This is a genomic window from Paraburkholderia sp. CI3 (assembly GCF_050436505.1).
Classification (GTDB): Bacteria; Pseudomonadota; Gammaproteobacteria; order Burkholderiales; family Burkholderiaceae; genus Paraburkholderia; species Paraburkholderia tuberum.
The window spans coordinates 127,398-147,202 of record NZ_JBNDMI010000002.1; the positions used below are offsets into that span (position 1 = coordinate 127,398).

Below are 19,805 nucleotides of genomic sequence, written 5' to 3' on the forward strand. Positions count from 1 at the left end.
GGACCTCAATGACTTTCGACACCATTACGCACGCACGCGGCAAATTCGAATCGGCCGAAAACTGCGCCGCCCCGACAGCATCGCCACGCCTGATCCTGACCGCGGCGAGTCCGGCCGAAACGATCGAGCGGCTCGCCGGCAACAAGGGACGATCGCTCCATCGGCTTGCGAACCTCGGCGTGGCGGTGCCGCACTGGGCGATTCTCGGCACCGACTGCTTCGCGGAGTTCCGCCGCGACGGCGGCCTCGATCAGACCATCGCCGCGCTATTGCGCGACTTCACGCCTGCGAACGCCGCCGCGATCGCGAGCGCGATCCGCGAGGCCGTGCTGACGTGCGACATCAGCGCCGCGTTGCGCGCCGACATCGCACGCGCGCACGACATCATTGGAGACGGCCCCCTCGCGGTGCGCTCGTCCGGCATCGAAGAAGACAGCGCCAGCTTCTCGTTCGCAGGCCAGTTCGACACGTTCCTCGACGTCCGCGGGCTCGACTCGACGCTCGAACACGTACGCCGGTGCTGGGCTTCCGCGTATTCCGAGCGCTCGCTGCGCTACCGGCATCAGCACGGACTCGATATCGCCGGCGCCGGTATGGCCGTGATCCTGCAGCGTCTCGTTCAGGCGGACACGAGCGGCGTCGTGTTCACGATCAACCCGGCCAACGGCAACCGCGACGAGCTCGTGCTGAGCGCCGTCTACGGGCTCGGCGAGGGACTCGTGTCGGGCGCGGTCGACGCCGACACGATCACCGTGGACCGCCACACCGGACAGCCCAGGCAGGTGGTGATCGGTGAAAAACACGAGCGTCATGACGGCCGCCACATCCGCGAGGTGCCGGCCGCGCTGCGCAACGCAGCGGCCCTCTCTAACGACGAGATCGAGCGCGTCGTCGCGGCAGCCCGCACGCTCGAAAGCGAGCTCGGCGAGCCGCTCGATATCGAATGGTGTATCGCGGAGCACCAGCTGTGGATTCTGCAGGCGCGCCCCGTGACCACGCCGATCGCACCGGCCCCATCGCGGACCGGCGAATTTCAGCTGTGGGACAACTCCAACATCGTCGAGAACTATCCCGGCGTGACGACGCAACTGACCTTCACCTTCGCGCAGCACGTCTATGCGCAGGTGTTCCGCGAGTTCTGCCGGCTGCTCGCGATTCCGCACAAGCAGCGACGCGAGATGGATGGCTTCCTCGGCTCGACGCTCGCGTTCCTGAACGGGCGCGTGTACTACAACCTGCTGCACTGGTACAAGCTTTCCGGGCTCGCGCCGTTCCAAAACCTCGGGCGCAAAATGATGGAAGTCCAGATGGGCGTCGACGAGCCGCTCGATCTGGCGAGCTTCGCCGCGCTGATCGCGCCGTACAAGACCGGCTCGCGCGCCGGACTCGCCTGCATCCGGGCCTTGAGCGGCACGAAGTTCGCGTGGCACTTCGCGCGTCTCGTGCGCAACGTCGAGTGCTTCCGCGCGTTTTTCTATCCGGTCTACGACGAGTTCAACGCGCTCGACTATCGCTCGCTTCCCGCCGACGCCGTCTATGCGCACTACTGCCGCTTCGAGCAGGCGCTGCTAGCACGCTGGGGCATGATGATCGTGCTCGAGTCGGCGATCGGGCTCAGTTACGGCGTCGTCCGGCGGCTGATCAAGCGGTGGATGCCCGGTGCGCCCGACTGGCTCGAAGTGGCGGTGATCGGTGGCATGGACGACATCGAGTCGATCGAGCCGGTCCGCAGGCTGACCGCGATTGCGCAAGCCGTGCGGGCGAAGCCTCAGGTCGAAGCGCTGATCCGCAACACGCCGTCTGCCGTTGCGTATGCGGCGCTGCGCGGATGCGGCGCGCCCGAGATCGTCGCCGACATCGAGCGCTACCTCGCCGACTTCGCGTACCGCAGCAACAACGAACTGAAGCTCGAAGAGCCCGATCTGCGCGAAGACCCGGGCGTGCTGTTCGATATGTTGAAGGCCGCGCTCGCGCATGGTGCCGCGTCGATCGATCGCAGCGCCACCGAAGCGCACATCGATGCGTTGTTGCGTGAGCGGCTCAATCCGCTGCAGCGCTGGATTTTTGCACGCGCGCGCGGCCGCGTGCGCGCCGCGATCCGGGCGCGCGAGACCGTGCGCTTTTGCCGTTCGCGCGCGTTCGGGGTCGCGCGCCGGATGTTCCGCGCAATCGGCGAGGGTCTTGCCGCCGACGGCGTGCTGGCGACGGGCCGCGACATCTTCCATCTGCGCCTCGAGGAAATTCGCGGGTGCTTCGAAGGCACCGTCTCCCACCGCGAACTGCGCCCGCTCATCGAGCAGCGCAAGCGCGACGATGCCAGCTATCGCGACATGGCTGACCTGCCGCCACGCTTCGTCACGCATGGCCCGGTGGCGGCCTGGCTCAGCAACCCGGCGAACCTCGCCGCGTTGCGCGCGGCGCCTGCCCACGCGGCCGGCGCGACGCTGCGCGGCACGCCCTGCTCGCCGGGCTTCGCCGAAGGACGGGCGAAGGTGGTGCGCGAAGCGAACGAGTTCGACGGCGGCATCCTCGTCACCTATCGGACCGACCCCGGCTGGGTGCCCGTATTCGCGTCGGCGACCGGGCTGCTGATCGAGCGTGGCAGTCCGTTGACCCACGCCGCGATCGTCGCCCGCGAAATCGGCATCCCGACCGTCGTCCAGATTCCGGGCCTCACCACGCGCGTGCAGTCGGGCATGCAGCTCAAGGTCGATGGCCATAGCGGCGTGATCGAACTGCCCGAGCCGACCTGACATGAATTGACCGCCCGTTGACCACTGAAACCGCCCCTGAAGGAAACCACCATGTACCGCCTGCTCAACGATCGTCGCGACCTGCCGCATCTGCGGCTCTACCTCCAGTGCGCGCTGATATTCATTCCCGCCGCAGCCGTGCTGTTTGGGCTCGGCCGCTTTCCCTGGTGGTTAGGCGTTGCATACGTGCTCGTCTGGAACGCGTTCGGCGACCGTTTCACGATGAGCTACCACTGCACGCTGCATCGGCGGCTCTTCAGGAAGCAGTACCGGGCGCTCGAGATCCTGCTCGACTGGGTGCTATGTCCGTTCTTCGGTCAGACGCCGGGCACGTTCTATGTCCATCACATGGGCATGCATCACATCGACGACAACCTGCCACGCGACCTGAGCTCCACGATGCGGTTTCAGCGCGATAGCGTCATCGGTTTTCTGCACTACTACCTGCGCTTCGCCGCGCTGGTGCCGCTCGATCTGTCCGTCTATCTGTGGCGCTCGCGCAATACGAAGCTGATCAGGCAACTGCTCGTGGGTGAGGTCGCGTTCTACGCGGCGGTTGCCGCCGCCGCGTACTGGAACCTGCGGGCGACGCTCGTCGTGTTCGTGTTTCCGTTCGTGTTCGTGCGGCTGATGATGATGATCGGCAACTGGGTCCAGCACGCGTTCATCGACCCCGATCAACCTGACAACCCGTACACGAGCAGCACCAATACGATCGACTCGCGTTTCAATGCGCGCGTCTTCAACGCCGGCTATCACATCTACCACCACGTCCGCAAAGGCACGCACTTCAGCGAGCTCACGAAGGAATTCGCGGCGAACCTCGAGAAGTACGGTCGCGAGGACGCGGTCGTGTTCGATCGCATCGACATCGCGCAGATCTGGCTGCTGCTCGTCACGCGCCAGCACCGCAAGCTCGCCACGCATTTCGTGCGCTTGCCGGGCGCGCCGGTGCGCAGCGACGACGAGGTGATCGCGCTGCTGCGTCGCCGTCTGCAGCCGATCCGCGACTGGACGCCCGCTGCTTCGCTCGATCACTGAATCTCGATTACCTGACCGGGGACCTGTCACCATGAACCAGACGCTAGTCGATGCCGTTGCAGCGCTGCCGCGCGGCGACGCTCGAGGCCTTCGCTTCGTCTCCACGCACGGCGACGAGCACTACTATCCTTACGAGGCGCTCGAGCGCGAGGCGCGCAACCACGCGAAAAAGCTCGTGGCGCTGGGGCTGAACAAGGGCGAGCGCGTCGCGCTCGTGATCCTCGACCCGGAAGCGTTCATCCTGAGCTTCCTCGGCGCCTCGTTCGCCGGTCTCGTCCCGGTACCGATATTTCCGCGCGGAAGCCTGAACTTCAGGACCCGCACACGTTACGCCGAAACCGTCAGTCACATCGTGCGCTCGGCAGGCGCCCGGATGCTGCTCACGTCGAACTCGACAAGAGAGACCATCGAGGACGTGCTCGCCGTCGACACCGGCCTCGAACGTGTCGTGACCATTGAAGCGCTGCTCGACGGCGAGCCGCCCGCGTGCGATTTGCCCACGCTGCATCCCGATGACCTGTGCTTCCTGCAATACACGTCGGGCAGCACGTCGCTGCCGAAAGGCGTGATGGTCACGCATCGCAATCTGGTCGCGAATGCGACAGCGTTCCTCGGACCCCGCGGCATCGATCTGCGCGAGCAGGACGTCTATGTCAGCTGGCTGCCGCTGCACCACGACATGGGGCTCATCAGCGTGCTCGGCGCGCTGATCTGCGACTTGCCGTGCGTACTGCTGGCAACCGAAGCGTTCGTGCGCCGGCCCGGCCTCTGGATGGAGGCGATCACGAAATACCGCGGCACCATCAGCTTCGCGCCGAACTTCGCGTACGCGCTCGCCGCTCGCCGTAGCCGCGACCAGGACCTCGAAGGCCTCGATCTGCGGCGGCTGCGCGTCGCCGGCTGCGGTGCCGAGCCGATCAACGCGCAAGCGCTGCGCCAGTTCTGCGCGCGCTTCGAGCCGGCCGGTTTTCGTGCCGAAGCGCTGCTGCCGTGCTACGGGATGGCCGAAGCAACACTCGCGATCACGTTTCACGACCACGGCCAGCCGCTCGTCACCGACGTCGTCTATGCGGCCGCGCTGGGGCTTGGTCGAGCGATACCGGCTGCGCGTGATAACGGCTTACGCACGATCGAACTGGTCGGCTGCGGCCATTGCTTTCCCGGCCACGAGTTACGGATCGTCGACGAATCCGGGCGCGCGTTGCCCGAACGCTGCGTCGGCGAAATCGTCACGCGCGGGCCCAGCATCACCGTGGGCTATTACGGCCAGGCCGACGCGAGCGCCGACGCGTACCGCGACGGCTGGCTGCAGACCGGCGATCTCGGCTACCTCGCCGGCGACCAGCTCTATATCTGCGGCCGCAGCAAGGACCTGATCGTCATTCACGGCTCGAACCTCTATCCGCAGGACATCGAATGGGCGGTGGCCGAGTTGCCGAGCGTGCAAAGCCGCGGTGTCATCGCGTTCAGCGTGATGCGCGACGGCGACGAGACACTGGTCGTCTGTGCCGAGGGCAAGCCGGCGGAGGCCACGGCGCTGCGGCGTGCGATCGCGCAGAAGGTCGCCGAATGCGCGGGCCTGCAGGTCGGTCACGTTGCGATCGTGCAGGCGGGCAGCTTGCCGCGGACCTCGAGCGGCAAGGTGCAGCGCCGCCGGACCAAGGCACAGTTCGAAGCCGGCGAGCTGGAGGAACACTCGTGAGCATGCGCTGGCGCGAGATCATGCTGACGCTGTCGGGCGCGCTCACGCTCGCCGCCTGTCACGCGAAAGAAGCCGAGGTGAAGCTGCCGCGCCCGGTCATCGCCGTGGTCGTGCATCGGGACAGCAAGCCCGTGCTCGCGACGCTGCCGGGCGAAGTCAACGCACGCTATGCGACGCCGCTGTCGTTTCGCATCGCGGGCAAGCTGATCGAGCGGAAGGTGCGGCTCGGCGATACGGTCACGGCCGGCCAGGCGATCGCGCGGCTCGATGCCGACGACGCGCAACGCAGCCTCGCGAGCGCGCAGGCCCAATTGATGGCGGCGCAGCATCGGCTCACCTTCGCCGAGCAGCAACTCGATCGCGACCGGGCGCAGGCGCAGGAACAGCTGATCTCGACAGCGCAGCTGGAGCAGACCCAGGATGCGTATGTGGCGGCCGCCGCGCAGCGCGATCAGGCGCTACAACAGTTCGCGCTGCTGCAGAATCAGACGCAGTACACGGTCCTCACGGCGGACCATGCCGGCGTCATCACCGCCGAAGACGCCGATACCGGGCAGAACGTCGCGGCGGGACAAGCGGTCTACCATCTCGCCTGGTCCGGCGAGGTCGATATTCTCTGCGACGTGCCCGAGAGTCTGCTGAACGCGCTGGCGATCGGCAGCGCGGCCAGCGTCTCGCTGCCGGCCGCCACGGGCAGACGCTTCACGGCACACGTGCGGGAGCTGTCGCCGGCCGCGGACCCCGGTAGCCGCACCTATCGCGCGAAACTGACGCTCGATGCGCCAGGCCCCGAGGTCCGCCTCGGCATGACGGCCACCGTCACGTTCGCCGCGGCCGGCGAGGCGCAAGCGGACGACCCGATCACGCTGCCCGCGAGCGCGCTCTTTCACGACGGCAACGCGCCGGCCGTCTGGGTCGTTCGGCCGGGCGACCAGGCGCTGGAACTGCGCCGGGTTCAGGTTGGCCGCTACGACGACCGCACGATCTCGGTCGCGCGAGGCCTCAACGACGGCGAGCGCGTCGTGCTGCAAGGGGTGCATACCGTCAGCGCCGGCGAAACCGTGCGCGCGGTAGCGCCGTTGCATCCCGAGGACTTCGCATCATGAGAGCGCCGTTCGGCCAGGGGCCCGACGGAGCGGGCGGACCCGGCGGACCCGGTGGAACGGGCGGACCGCGGCGGCCGGCAGCGGACGATAGCGGCCGCTTCAATCTGTCCGCGTGGGCGATCCGTAACCAGGCGCTGGTCATCTTCGCCGTCGTGCTCGCGACGCTGTTCGGCGGGCTCGCCTATTCCCGGCTCGGACAATCCGAGGACCCGCCGTTCACGTTCCGCGCGATGGTGATCCGGACCTTCTGGCCCGGCGCGACCGCACGCCAGGTCGAGGAACAGGTGACCGACCGGATCGGCCGCAAGCTCCAGGAAACGCCTCATCTCGACTATCTGCGCAGCTACTCGCGTCCCGGCGAATCGCTGATCGTCTTTACGATGAAAGACTCCGCGCCGGTGAACCAAGTGCGCGAGACGTGGTACCAGGTACGCAAGAAAATGGCCGACATCGCGGATACGCTTCCGCCCGGCGTGCGGGGGCCGTACTTCGACGACGAGTTCGGCGACGTCTACACGAACATCTATACGCTCGCCGGCGACGGGTTCTCGCCGGCGCAATTGCACGACTATGCCGACGAACTGCGCGGCGTGCTGCTGCGCGTGCCCGGGGTCGCGAAAGTCGATTATTTCGGCGACCCCGACGAGCACATCACGATCGAGATTCCCAACGCGCAATTGACGCGGCTCAGTATCACGCCACAACAGCTCGCGCGGGCGATCAACGCGCAAAACGCGGTCACGCCGAGCGGCACGCTGACCACCGCGTTCGACCGCGTGTACGTGCGTCCGAGCGGCCAGTTCACCGACCTGAAGGCGATGGCCGACACGCTGATCGACATCAATCACCGCCTGGTTCGTCTCGGTGACATTGCCACGATCAGGCGCGGCTACGACGATCCGCCGGTCTCGCAGGTTCGCACCGGCGGCCGCGCGGTGCTCGCCATCGGCATCACGATGCAGGCTGGCGGCGATGTGATTCAGCTCGGCAAGCGGCTCGATGCGCAGACAGCGGAATTGCGTGCGCGTCTGCCCGCGGGGCTCGAACTCGTCGAGGTGTCGAGCATGCCGCACGCGGTCTCGCATTCGGTCAACGGTTTTCTGCGGGCCGCCGCCGAAGCGATCGTGATCGTGCTGGCCGTGAGCCTCATCTCACTGGGCTGGCGCGCCGGCGTGGTGGTGGCGATCTCGATTCCGGTCGTGCTCGCGGTCACCGCGCTATGCATGAACGGCTTCGACATCGGCCTGCACAAGATCTCGCTCGGCACGCTGGTCCTCGCGCTGGGCCTGCTCGTCGACGATGCGATCATCGCGGTCGAGATGATGGCCGTGAAGCTCGAGCAGGGCTGGGGCCGCGCGAGGGCCGCGGCGTTCGCCTACAGCAGTACCGCATTTCCGATGCTGACGGGAACCCTCGTCACGGTGGCGGGATTCCTGCCGATCGCGCTGGCGAAATCGGCCACCGGCGAATACACGCGCTCGATCTTTCAGGTGTCCGCGATTGCGCTGATCGCTTCGTGGTTCGCGGCGGTCATGCTGATTCCGTTGCTCGGCTATCACCTGCTACCCGAACGTAAGGGCACGACCGCACGCGAGACGCCTCGGCGCGCGCTTCGCAAGCTCCGCCGGCGCGACGACGCGCAGACGCGCCGGACCCCGGTGGCGGCGCCGCGCGCCACCCGCTTTCATGACCGCCTGCGCGACTGCATCGCGTGGTGCGTGAAGCGGCGCCTCGTCGTGCTCGGCGTCACGGCCGCCTTGTTCGTTGCCGCGTTGGCCGGCTTCGCGCTCGTGCCGCAACAGTTCTTCCCGAGCTCCGAGCGGCCCGAACTGCTCGTCGACATGCGGCTGCCCGAAGGCGCGTCGTTCGAAGCGACGCTGCGCGAAGCCGCGCGCCTCGAAAAGACGCTGGCAGGCCGGCCCGAGATCGATCATCTGGTCGACTTCGTCGGCACGGGCGCACCGCGCTTCTACCTGCCGCTCGACGTGCAGTTGCCCCAGCCCAACTTCGCGCAGCTCGTGATCACCGCGAAGTCCGTCGACGATCGCGCAAAGCTCGAACGCTGGCTCGCGAGCACGCTGCAAAACAGCTTTCCCGCCGTGCGCGCGCGCGTTTCGCCGCTCCAGACGGGCCCCTCGGTCGGCTATCCGGTGCAGTTTCGCGTCAGCGGAAGCGACCTCGCCACCGTGCGGGAGATCGCGGAAAAGGTCGCGGCGACGATGAAAGCCGATGCCCGCACAACGGGCGTCCATTTCGACTGGGACGAACCCGGCGAACGCTCGGTGCGCTTCGAGATCGACCAGCAGAAGGCGCGCGAGCTCGGCGTCACGTCGGAAGACGTGGCGAGCTTCCTCGCAATGACGCTGTCGGGCTATACGTTCACGCAGTACCGGGTCCGCGACCGCTTGATCAGTGTCGATCTGCGTGCGCCCCAGCGCGAGCGGGTCGACCCCGACGAGATCGTGAACCTCGCGATGCCGACGCCGAACGGCCCGGTGGCGCTCGGCGCGCTCGCCCACCTCAACAACGAGCTCGAATACGCGGTGATCTGGGACCGCGACCGTCAACCGACGATCACGGTCCAGGCCGACGTGCGCGGCAACGCGTTGGATATCGACGTGACCCAGGCGATCGATCGGACGCTCGCGCCGCTACGCGCGTCGCTGCCGATCGGCTACCGGATCGAGACCGGCGGCGCCGGCGAGATCAGCGGCAAGGCGCAGGCGTCGGTGATCGCGCAGCTTCCGCTGATGCTCGTCGTGGTGCTGACGCTGCTGATGATTCAACTGCGCAGCTTCGCACGCGTGCTGATGGTCGTACTCACCGCGCCGCTCGGGCTCATCGGCGTGGTCGCCGCACTGCTGCTGTTCGGCAAGCCGTTCGGCTTCGTGGCGATGCTCGGCGTCATTGCGATGTCCGGCATCATCATGCGCAACTCGGTGATTCTGGTCGATCAGATCGAACGCAATATCGCCGCGGGCCAGGGGCGCTTCGATGCGATCGTGGGTGCCACGGTCCGGCGCTTCCGCCCGATCATGCTGACCGCGGCGGCAGCCGTGCTCGCGCTGATCCCACTGCTGCATTCGGCCTTCTTCGGACCGATGGCGACCGCACTGATGGGCGGCATCACGGGCGCCACCGTGCTGACGCTGTTCTTCGTTCCCGCGCTGTACGCGACCGCGTTCAAGGTGCGGCACTTCGAACGCGGTGTGCGAACCGCGACCCCGACAATCGAATATACGTGGAGCTGATCGTGGGCACAGACTGCAACCCCGTCGACGGGCCGGCGCTCGCGAGCGCGCCGCATTTCGCCGGCGCACCGGGTCGAGCGCGGGCAGCGGCGATCCATGGTTGGCGCGCGGCGTTCGGCGCGGCCGCGACGATCGCGCTTGGCGCATGCTCGTTCGGTCCAAACGGCGAGCCGCCCGCGATGCCCTCTCCCGCCCATTACGGCGTCGAGCCTCAGCCCGCGCAAACGGTCGCCGCGCTCGGTGTCGCGCAGCATTTCACCGCCGGCGCGCAACCTGTGCCGCAATGGTGGCGGCTGTTCGAATCGACAGCGTTGAATGACCTCGTCGAAGAAGGTCTGCGCAACAGCCCGACGCTCGCTGCCGCCGACAAGCACCTGGCCGCGGCACACGAACAACTACGGGCGCAGATCGGCGCCTCGCTGCTGCCGTCGGTCGATCTGGTCGGGCAGGCCTCGCGCGGACGCGATCTCGGCATTCCGGTCCCCGGCGGCCCGAATACACTGCTTTACAACGAGTTCATCGGCGTAGTCCAGGCGCAATATACGTTCGACCTGTTCGGCGCGGCGCGTAAAGCCAACGCGGCCCGATCAGCGCGTGTCGAGATCGACGCGTATCAACGCGAAGCCGCGCGCCGCGCATTGGCCACCAACATCGTCACGGCGACGATCGCGGCAGCGATGTTGCGCGCCGAGATCGACGCGACCGAGCGATTGATCGCGCTTGCGGGCGATCAGGCTCACGATACCGAACGGCATTACGAACTCGGATCGCTGACGCGCGGCGACGTGTCGACTGCGCGGCAAAGCATCGCCGCGCTCGAGGTCAGCGTGGCCGATCTGCGGCAACGGCTGACGGTGACGAGACATGCGCTTGCGGTGCTGCTCGGCCGCACGCCCGACGCGGCGCCGCCCGAGCCCGAGCTGGCGAGCCTGCACTTGCCGCAGGACCTGCCCGTCGTGCTGCCATCGGACCTGTTGCGCGCGCGGCCCGATATCGCGGCCGCCGAGTCGGCGCTGAAAGCCGCCGCAGACGACGTCGGCGTCGCGACGGCACAGCTGTTTCCGAGCCTGACGCTGAACGCCTCGATGGGACAAGGCGGCTTCAACTGGCCGCTCGCGCTGTCGGGCGCAGGCGCGATCTGGAGCATCGCCGCGACGATGTCGCAAGCGCTTTTTCATGGCGGCGCGCTCGTCGCACAGCGGCGCGCGGCAATCGACACCTACGAGGCCGCCGTGTTCGAGTACAAGCAGACCGTGCTGGCGGCGTTCGAAAACGTCGCGGACACGCTTGCGTCGCTCGAACACGACGCGCAGGCGCTCGACGCCGCGAGCGGCGCTGCCCGTGAGGCACGCGAGGCGTTCGACGATGCCACGTCGCGTCACCGGCTCGGCGCGCTGCCCGCTGCATCCGCCCGCGGCGGCGAGCAGCAGTACGAAGCAGCGAGGCTCGAAGAAATCCGCCTGATCGGCCGGCGCCTGGCCGATACGGCGACGCTGTTTCAGGCGATGGGCGAGCTGCCGGCGGGCAGCAGCCAGACACCTGACCATCTGGCCGGCAAGTGATCGGCCCGCTGCTGCCGACGGCGCCCGCTTGCGTTCAGCCGGCGCGTCCGCGCGGAACGCCCACAAGGTAAGTCAGACCGATCGGCGAGCCCTGCACCGGCAGCGTGCCGATGTCCCATTCGAAGCTCTGCTGGTCCGGGATACTCGCCACCATCTCACGCAATTCGTCGGGGTTGTAGATGCGCAGCATCGACACGATGCCGTCGAACAGACACAGCAGCGGGATAGCCGGCAGCACATAAGTGAGCGCTAGTCGCGACCAGCGAAACGGTCGGATCAGCGGAGTCAGCGCGAGCATCATCAGCGGCATCGCCAGGATGAACACGACACCGAGCAGCCGGTGGTCGGCACCCTCGACGATGACGATCGCGCGGCGCTTCGTCACCGCGTCGGCGAGGATCGCCCGCGCATCGTCCGGCCGAAAATGGTGGAAAGCGTTGAACATCGTGCGCACACCGTCGAATCCCGATGGCACGTCCATCGCGTCCACCGGTTCGCTCACATAGGTGACGCGGCCGGCTGCCCCGGCGGATACGCGCTCGTACGCGGCGCGATTGGGATAGAAGTCGGTCAGCTGCACCGTCACGCGTCCGGACTGCGCGAGCAACGGTGCAAGCGTCTGCCACGGGCCGCCCCCGCCCGAGCACAGATCGACGATCCGGTCGTTGCCGACCCGCCGCATCGCTTCGCGCAGCTTACCCGCGATGACGTTGAAGCCCTTGAGGGTATTCGCCAGGAAATGCAGCCAGTCCGTGCCGCCGTCACGGATCGCCCGTGGGCACCACGGCTGGTCTTCGATTTCGAGCAGATGCAGGCGTCGCATGATCACGCGGGCAACCGAGGTAACTGAAAACCGGCGGATTTCATAACGTGCCCTGGCAGTGTGCAACCGGGTAGACAGAGAAGGCCTGCACGCCAGGGCCTGTCAGCCTTGGCTGAGCGGCAACTTACTACCAAAGTTAAACGAGTCAACGTGTGGGCTTCTTAACGACGTCAGTCGACTATACGCTGAGCCGCGCCGGTGACGTTAGCGGTTCGCATCCTGCATAATGACCACGCATGAGGACTTACCCGCATCATCCGCCGGACGGCGGCCGGGAGACGAGCGATGCAAAACGACAGACCGCCGCCGCGGCGGGTGACATATGAGAAAGGGATCCGGATCGGCGGCCCCGGCTGGTTCGGCCGGTTGCTGACCATCGCCCTGAGCGCGATCCTGTTCGTGGTGGCCGCGATGCTGTCGATCGTGCTGTTCGCCGTGCTGTTCGCGGTCGGCACGATCGTCGTCGGGTATCTGTGGTGGAAGATGCGCGCGTTGCGCCGGCAGACGGTCGCGAATGGCGACGACGCCCGCACCATCGACATGGAGGTCGTCCACAAGGACCCGCCCGACGACGATTCCGCGCCACGCTGAGGATCGGCTACGCGCGTGCCTCAAGCCGCAAGGGCCGCTTCGACCGCGCTTACGTAATTGCGAAAGCCGGCCTGCTGCAACGCCTCTCGCAGTCGCAGCAGTTCATGTCGCGTGGCTTCGCTGGGCGGCGCCTGAAGCGCGAGTGCAAGCGCACGGCCACGCGCCGCGAAAAGCTCGGACCACGGCAACGGTTCGCGCTGTGTATAGGCCTCGAGTGCGTCCACGTAGTGCAGCATGCCAGCAGGATCGCCCGCCCCCAGCATCGCTTCGATGGCGTCGCGGTAAAACCACAGGTGATTGTGGCCGACCGCGCCGAGGCGCAACAGCGCCTCGCCTTCAGCCAGTAGCCGCGTACGCTCGTCTTCGTCGTCAACCGCGCGGCTCAGTGCGCTCAAGGCCTTTGGCCCGGAAAACTGAGTCCCTACCTCGCGTGAGATGGCGAGTGCTTCGCGCAGCGCCACCACTGCTTCACTACGGCATCCTTCGTCCAGTAACAGGCGGCCCTGCATCTCCAGATTCTGCGCTTCGAAGCGGCGCGCACCCAATTGCCGGATCACACGCATTTCCTGCACCAGATGCTTGCTGGCCGCCTGCGCATCGCCCAGTTCCTGGCAGGCGAACACCCCCAGCGTCTCCCCCAGCAATTGCGCGCGAGGCTGCCCGATCAACTCGGCGGCGCGGGCGGCGGCGCTTGCGTCCTCGCGAGCCTGACCTGCGTCGTTCAGATAAATGCGGCTGAAGCCCTGCATCGACAGATTGGCGACCTCGATGCGGCCGAACCCGTGTTCGCGGCTCATCGCGACGCATTCGCTGAAATGATGGAACGCGGTCCGCATGCGCCCCTGCGCATACGCCGCATCCGCCAGGCCACCGAGCGCGCGAGCCTCTGCCTCGGGCAGACCGAGGCGCCGCGCGTAGCCAAGACCGCGCTCATGCTCGGCGCTGCAGGCGTCGATCTTGCCGAGCGGAAAGAGAATGTTGCCGCGCAGATGATGGAGGCTTGCAAGCTCGGCCAGCCGGTTGTCTCGCTCCGCGATCTTTTGCGCTTGCGCGAGTAAGCCGAGTGCTTCGTCGAGACCCTCGCTGACACGCAGACCCTCCGCGAGCCCGAGTTGGCAGTCGCATCGGGCGGCGTCGTCGGTGGCGGCGGCGAGTGCAGTGCGGTACGTCACGATCGATCCTGCGATGTCGCCCAGGTCGCGCTGAAGTTCGCCCTTGCAGCAGCTCAGTGCATGGCGGTCCGCGTCCGACTGCGCGATTTCGATGCCGCGCTCGGCCAGCCGCAGCGCGGCTTCGAAACGATGGGCGGCACGCTGTGCGGCCGCCGCGCCCAGGTAGGCGTGCGGCGCGTGCTCGTCTTCGGCGCGGTCGAGGTGCTGGGCGTACAGCGTGACATCGCTTTGTGCGAACCATTCGGCCGCGCGCAGATGAAGTTCACGGCGGCGCGCGCGCAACAACGTCGAGTAAGCGCTCTCCTGGATCAATGCGTGGGCGAACAGGAAGTCGTCGCCTTCCGGCAGCACGAGTGCATTGACGAGCAGGCCGTCGCAGGCGTAGCCAGGATCGTCCACGAGCTCTCGCAGCAGCGCGAGGTCGAAACGCTGACCGATCACGGCGGCCGCCTGGAACGCCAGGCGGTCACGGGGCGCGAGCCGGTCCATCCGCGCGAGCACGAGACTGCGGATCGACGCGGGCACGTTGCCGCCGCTGCCTTCTTCAGCGTTGCGCAGCAGTTGTTCGAGAAACAACGGATTGCCGCCCGCGCGCTCGATGCAGGCGAGCGCGACGCGCTGGGTCGCATCGATGAAATTGCCCGCCAGGCTCAGGGCCTCGTCCTTGCGAAGCGGTCCGAGATCGATCGTCGCGAACGGGGTGTCGCGGCAACGTGCGCGCCAGCCTGCATCGATCGGATCGCCTTCCACACGCGAAGTCGTGACCAGCAGGCCCGTGCCGTTGGCAATGCCTGACGCGAACGCCGACAGGTAGCCGATGACTTCGGAATCGGCCCAATGCAGGTCTTCGACGACGATGAGCGTCGCCGCATGGGCGCAAGCGTCCTCGGTCAGCCTCACGGCGAGCGCCTGCTTGCCGCGCTTGCGCGCGCCGTGGTCCATGGCCTCGTAGATGGTTTGCCATTCGGCGGCCTGCGGGAGATCGAGGAAGTCGTGCAGAAACACGATCTGCTCGGCCTTGACGATACCTTGGGTCGCGACCTGCGCGGCGGCGGCCTGCCGCGCTTCACTCGATGCACCGGCCGGTAAGCCGAGCAGGCTTCCAATGATGGTTCGCACCGGATCCTGGCCCTTGCCGACGCCGAAATCGAGCACGAGGCTCCGATGGAGCGTGAAGCCCTGTGTCTGCGCATGGCGGCGCATCTCGTCGACGAGCCGCGTCTTGCCGATCCCGGCTTCGCCCCGCACATGAACGACATGCCCTGCTCGCCTTGCCATGCACGCATGAAGGATGCCGTGAAACTGTTCGAGCTCGGCTTCGCGTCCGACGAAGCGGCTGCGGCTCGTCCTGACGGGCTCGCTGCCAAGCGCGACGAGCCGCCATGCCCGCACCGGCGTGTCGATGCCCTTGAAGCGCCGCTCGCCGATTGCTTCGCAACTGGCGGCGTCGCCGAGCGTGCGCGCTGCGTCGTCGGATATCCAGGTTTCGCCGGCGGCCGCGGTTGCCACGAGCCGAGCGGCCAGGTTCACCGGATCGCCATGCACGGTGTAGTCCTGCGCGTCGGCGCGGCCCAGCGCGCCCGCGATGACCTCGCCGCTCGCAATGCCGATGTGCGCCTGCAACGGCCGCCCGGTCTGCGCGGCCAGCCGCGCCAGGCCGTCGTGAATGTCGAGAGCGGCACGGGCCGCGCGCAGCGTGTCCGTCTCGTGCGAGCGGGGCGCGCCGAACAGCGCCATCACCGCGTCGCCGATGTGCTTGTCGATCGTGCCGCCATAGGCGAGCACGATCCCGTCGACCAACGCCGTGTAGCGTCCGATCAGCGCGCGCAAGTCTTCGGGATCGAGCGAGCGCGACAGCATCGTGTAGCCGCAGAGATCGGCGAACAGAATCGTGACCTGCCTGCGCTCGTCCGCGGGCACCTCGTTGTCGGCGGACGTCTGGGGCGGTAGCGGCGCGGCCGCCGTTAGGGCGCCTGCCGCCGCGGCCAGAATGCGCTTACGGTGGCCGAGCGACTGTACCCCCAGCTCTTTCAGGTCCACGTCGGTCAGTTGCCCGAGCAGCGACATGTCGATGTCGTTTGCCGCGAACGCGTGGGCGTACTGCTCGAGCCCGAGGTCCCGCAGCCATTTCTCGATATCCATGTTCGTCGCCCCGCCTCCGATGCGTGGCCCCGCGGGCAAAAGCTCAGACGAATCGCGCGGCTGCCGGCCGCGGTGTGAACGGCCCGGAGTTGCATGTCCTTTGCGTGGAGTTCGCCAGGTACGGGGCCGATGAATAACCAGTGTAGGTGTCCGATAAGCACGCTGCATCGCGTTTGACAGCCGTTCGAGCCGCGCAGGATACTGGCTGGCGCGCCTCACGGCGCCCTTGCATTCGACCGGGAATCCACGTGAAGCCGGGCAAGACCGTTTCCGTTTCCGTCTCCGAGATTCCGCTGCGCTCGCGTTTGGCGGGTCTGCCAGGCGACGTGGCGGCGGGCGCCGTTTCGACGCTCGTCATGCTGTGCTATGCGATGAGCCTCGGCACGATGATCTTTAGCGCCGATCTTGCCCGCTACGCGATGCTGGGCGTGCCCACCGCGCTCGTGAGCTGCGTCGTCACGGCGCTCGTGATCGCCTTGACGAGTTCGATGCGCGTCAACATTGGCGGCCCCGACAGCAACGCCGCCGCCTTTCTCGCCGGCGTGGCGGCGGGGGTGGCCAGCAGCGTGCGCGCGGACGGCGGTTCACCGCAGACGCTGATCCTCACTGTGCTGATCGCCATCGCGCTCTGTTCGCTCATGACGGGCATCGTGCTCTATGCGATCGGCTCGTCGAAGCGCAGCCGCTCCTTGCAGTTCCTGCCCTATCCGGTACTCGGCGGATTTCTCGCGGGCACGGGCTACCTGCTGCTCGCCGGGGCGTTCCGCGTGCTGACGGGCCAGCCGCTGCAGTGGCACACGCTCGCGTTGCTCGCGCACCTTCACTGGCTCACATGGGTTCCGGCGCTGGTGGTGGGCGTGCTGGCCACGGTGCTGATGCGCACTTGGCAGCACATTGCCGCGCTGCCGCTCACGCTGGCCTTCGGCGTCGTGCTTTTCTACGTTCTGCTGCAGGTTGCCGGAGTTTCGATCGACGACGCGCGCGGCATGGGTCTGCTGCTGCCGCGCGTCGAGCTGCACCTATCCGGGCTGCCGGAGTTGCACCTGGCCGCGAGGCTCGGACAGGGCGGCATCGACTGGTCGGCGGTCGGCGCGCATCTTCCCGAGAGTCTGGTGGTGACCTCGGTGTCGGCCGTGACGATCCTGATGAATTCAACGGCGATCGGCGCGGCCACCGGGGAGGACGTCGACCTCAATCGCGAGATGCGCGCCGCCGGCCTCGCCAATCTCGCGAGCGGACTGCTGGGCGGGATGGTCGGCTACCAGTCGTTCAATCGCTCGATGCTCAACGCACGGGTGGGCGCGACGAGCCGGGTGGCGGGCGTGTTCGCCTCGCTCGCGTGTGTGGTCGTGCTCGCCACTTCGCCGGGCATCGTGGCGCTCTTTCCGGTGCCGGTGCTGGTCGGCCTTCAGCTCTTCATGGGGCTGCGCTTGCTCGTGCATTGGCTCGCGGGCGCCTGGACCAAGCTCAACTGGTATGAGTATCTGCTCGTGCCCGTAATTCTCGGCACTATGGCGGCGTACGGCGTGATCGTCGGCGTAGGGGTGGGCGTCGTTGCAGCGTGTGTGATGTTCACGCTGCTCTACGGTCGGGTCGGCTGCATACGCATGGAGTTCGACCTGCGCGCGCGGACCTCGAATGTTGAGCGCAGCATCGAAGACACCCAGGCTCTGCGCGCAATCGGCCCCCAGGTATGCGGAATGTGCCTGCAAGGGTTTCTCTTCTTCGGCACGGCCAATTCGATTCTGCAGCGCCTTCGCGAGCGATTCGGCGCCGGGAATCCGTCGCAGGTCCGCTTCGTCGTGCTCGATTTTGCGGCGACACATGGCATGGATGCATCCGTATCCATCAGCTTCGTCAAACTCAGGCAGCTCTGCGCCGCAAGAAGCGTGGACCTCGTGTTGACCGCGCTGCCGCCGCGCTCGCGCGATCTGCTCGTGAAGACCGGCACGCTCAATCTGAAGAGAAGATCCATGAATTCGATACGCTCGATGCGGGTCTCGAATGGATCGAAGACAAACTGCTCGCGTCGAACTCGCTCGCGATCGCGCATGGGGGCGATCTGCGGGCGATGCTCGAGCCGCATTTCACGACCGGCGCGTTGAACGGCTTGATCGCGTGTCTGGAGGTGCAGGATCTGCTTTCGGGGCAGGCGCTGTTTCGTCATCGCGAGCCGGGCGACGCGCTGTATTTCGTCGAGCAAGGACGTGTCGCGATCTCGCTGCCGCTCGGCGATGGCCGCTCGGCGCGTCTGCGCTCGTTCGGCCCGGGCACGGTCGTGGGGGAAATGGCGGTGTACACGCAGCAACAGCGCAGCGCGGATGTGATTGCCGAGGCACCGACGCGCGTGTACCGCCTGTCGATCTCCCGGCTGCTCGAACTCGAACAGCAGGATCCGGCGACGGCACAACAGTTGCATCGGTTTCTCGTGAAGACCATTGCGTTGCGTCTTGCCGTGGCCGATGAGGCACTACGCGCGGCTTTATAAGCGGCAGCGCCCCTGACCGGCGGCGCCCCCAACCCGTCACCACGTCCCGCTGAATGCCTGCTGTACCTTGACGGGATCGGTCACGCCGTTGGCCACCAGCAATTGCGTCAGCAATCGCGCCTTCTGCGGATTCAGATCGAGCGATGCGACGAATCCGCGCTTGTCGTCGTCCACCTCGACGTTGCGGTTCACGAACCCCGACACCAGGCGCGTCGAGCGAACCACCACGATGCCTTTTGCCGCCGCGCGGTCGAGCGCCGCGAGGGCTTCCTTCGACATGTCACCATCGCCTTCGCCGGCGACGACGATGCCCTTCGCGCCATCGGCGATCGCATGATCGATCTGGCGGCCATCCATGTTGCTATGCGCGTAGACGATATCGACGCGCGGCAATTGCCCACTCGCGGGCAGGCTCAGCGCAGCGCGCGTCGATTGCACCGCCGGCATCACGAAGCGCACGCTCGCCGGATCGACATAACCGATCGCGCCGGCATTCGGCGACGCGAACGCCTGTACCGCCGTGGTATTGGTCTTGGTGATCCAGCGCGGCGCGTGAATCTGGTCGTTCATCACGACCATCACGCCTCGGCCACGCGACTGCGGGCTCGCCGCCACTTCGACGGCTTCGTACAGATTGCCGGGACCGTCGGCGCTCGCGGAACCGCCCGGTCGCATCGAGCCGACCAGCACCACCGGCTTGTCGGAGCGCAGCACGTTGCTCAGGAAGAACGCCGTTTCCTCGATCGTATCGGTGCCGTGCGTAATCACGATGGCGTCGGCCTCGTTCCGCTCGAAGACCTCGTCGATCCGCCGCGCAAGCTGCAACCAGATCTTGTCGTTCATGTCCTGCGAGCCGACGTTCGAGATCTGCTCCGCGCTGATGCTCGCGAGCTTCTCGATGCCCGGCACGCCGCGCACCAGTTCCTGCCCCTTCACGTTGCCCGAGTTGTAGCCGATCGCCGAACGGGGATCGGCGGTTCCCGAGATCGTGCCGCCGGTGGCCAGCACCAGAACACGCGGCGTTGCCGTGACAGCGCTTGCCTGTTGCGATGGCGCGTCGGCAGCCTGTGCGCAGGTACCCGCGGCAAGTGCCGCGATCAGCAGTGCCGCCGAACCGCACAGCCGCCTTGCTTTTCGATCGATCGTGTTGCCGTTCATCTTTCTCTCCTCCATC

The 19,805-nt window shown here is 66.9% G+C and carries 10 protein-coding genes and 1 pseudogene; 8 read left to right on the forward strand and 3 right to left on the reverse strand.

Features of this window, described 5'->3' with window-relative positions:
- Positions 1-8: 8 nt before the first annotated feature.
- Genes OKW29_RS03475 through OKW29_RS03500 form a run of 6 tightly spaced genes read left to right on the forward strand, consistent with a single transcriptional unit; the run spans position 9 to position 11,415 of the window.
- Complete coding sequence (locus tag OKW29_RS03475; protein ID WP_429289991.1) at positions 9-2,753, forward strand: phosphoenolpyruvate synthase; 2,745 nt, start codon at positions 9-11, stop codon at positions 2,751-2,753.
- Between the two features lie 51 nt (positions 2,754-2,804).
- Positions 2,805-3,794 carry a fatty acid desaturase gene (locus tag OKW29_RS03480; RefSeq protein ID WP_184033318.1) on the forward strand — a complete coding sequence of 330 codons (990 nt, stop codon included), beginning with the start codon at positions 2,805-2,807 and terminating at the stop codon, positions 3,792-3,794.
- A gap of 31 nt (positions 3,795-3,825) precedes the next feature.
- Positions 3,826-5,496 carry a fatty acyl-AMP ligase gene (locus tag OKW29_RS03485; RefSeq protein ID WP_429289992.1) on the forward strand — a complete coding sequence of 557 codons (1,671 nt, stop codon included), beginning with the start codon at positions 3,826-3,828 and terminating at the stop codon, positions 5,494-5,496.
- A 2-nt stretch (positions 5,497-5,498) separates the two neighbouring features.
- Complete coding sequence (locus OKW29_RS03490) at positions 5,499-6,602, forward strand: efflux RND transporter periplasmic adaptor subunit (protein ID WP_429290726.1); 1,104 nt, start codon at positions 5,499-5,501, stop codon at positions 6,600-6,602.
- Positions 6,599-9,853 carry an efflux RND transporter permease subunit gene (locus OKW29_RS03495; RefSeq protein WP_429289993.1) on the forward strand — a complete coding sequence of 1,085 codons (3,255 nt, stop codon included), beginning with the start codon at positions 6,599-6,601 and terminating at the stop codon, positions 9,851-9,853. The genes OKW29_RS03490 and OKW29_RS03495 overlap by 4 nt, the downstream gene beginning before the upstream one ends.
- A gap of 2 nt (positions 9,854-9,855) precedes the next feature.
- Positions 9,856-11,415, forward strand: a complete 1,560-nt coding sequence (locus OKW29_RS03500) for an efflux transporter outer membrane subunit (protein ID WP_429289994.1) — start codon at positions 9,856-9,858, stop codon at positions 11,413-11,415.
- A 34-nt stretch (positions 11,416-11,449) separates the two neighbouring features.
- Here the strand turns inward: OKW29_RS03500 and OKW29_RS03505 are convergent, their stop codons facing one another.
- On the reverse strand, positions 11,450-12,238 hold the full coding sequence (locus tag OKW29_RS03505) for a class I SAM-dependent methyltransferase (protein WP_429289995.1): 789 nt from the start codon (positions 12,236-12,238) through the stop codon (positions 11,450-11,452).
- A gap of 285 nt (positions 12,239-12,523) precedes the next feature.
- On the opposite strand from OKW29_RS03505, the gene OKW29_RS03510 reads away from it, so the two are divergent.
- On the forward strand, positions 12,524-12,829 hold the full coding sequence (locus OKW29_RS03510) for a hypothetical protein (RefSeq protein ID WP_184073165.1): 306 nt from the start codon (positions 12,524-12,526) through the stop codon (positions 12,827-12,829).
- 20 nt (positions 12,830-12,849) lie between these two features.
- Here OKW29_RS03510 and OKW29_RS03515 read toward each other — a convergent pair whose 3' ends face one another.
- Entirely contained in the window at positions 12,850-16,143 is a 3,294-nt protein-coding gene (locus OKW29_RS03515) for an adenylate/guanylate cyclase domain-containing protein (RefSeq protein ID WP_429289996.1), read from the reverse strand.
- A 248-nt stretch (positions 16,144-16,391) separates the two neighbouring features.
- On the opposite strand from OKW29_RS03515, the pseudogene OKW29_RS03520 reads away from it, so the two are divergent.
- Positions 16,392-18,631, forward strand: a pseudogene (locus tag OKW29_RS03520) (SulP family inorganic anion transporter).
- A gap of 36 nt (positions 18,632-18,667) precedes the next feature.
- Here the strand turns inward: OKW29_RS03520 and OKW29_RS03525 are convergent.
- On the reverse strand, positions 18,668-19,789 hold the full coding sequence (locus OKW29_RS03525; RefSeq protein ID WP_429289997.1) for an asparaginase: 1,122 nt from the start codon (positions 19,787-19,789) through the stop codon (positions 18,668-18,670).
- Between the last annotated feature and the right edge of the window lie 16 nt (positions 19,790-19,805).

Bases quoted from the DNA above. Each gene is read 5' to 3' on its own strand.
- OKW29_RS03480 (WP_184033318.1), top strand. From the start codon at position 2,805: ATGTACCGCCTGCTCAACGATCGTCGCGACCTGCCGCATCTGCGGCTC.
- OKW29_RS03490 (WP_429290726.1), top strand. From the start codon at position 5,499: ATGCGCTGGCGCGAGATCATGCTGACGCTGTCGGGCGCGCTCACGCTC.
- OKW29_RS03525 (WP_429289997.1), bottom strand. From the start codon at position 19,789: ATGAACGGCAACACGATCGATCGAAAAGCAAGGCGGCTGTGCGGTTCG.
- OKW29_RS03505 (WP_429289995.1), bottom strand. From the start codon at position 12,238: ATGCGACGCCTGCATCTGCTCGAAATCGAAGACCAGCCGTGGTGCCCA.
- OKW29_RS03495 (WP_429289993.1), top strand. From the start codon at position 6,599: ATGAGAGCGCCGTTCGGCCAGGGGCCCGACGGAGCGGGCGGACCCGGC.
- OKW29_RS03510 (WP_184073165.1), top strand. From the start codon at position 12,524: ATGCAAAACGACAGACCGCCGCCGCGGCGGGTGACATATGAGAAAGGG.
- OKW29_RS03475 (WP_429289991.1), top strand. From the start codon at position 9: ATGACTTTCGACACCATTACGCACGCACGCGGCAAATTCGAATCGGCC.
- OKW29_RS03515 (WP_429289996.1), bottom strand. From the start codon at position 16,143: ATGGATATCGAGAAATGGCTGCGGGACCTCGGGCTCGAGCAGTACGCC.
- OKW29_RS03485 (WP_429289992.1), top strand. From the start codon at position 3,826: ATGAACCAGACGCTAGTCGATGCCGTTGCAGCGCTGCCGCGCGGCGAC.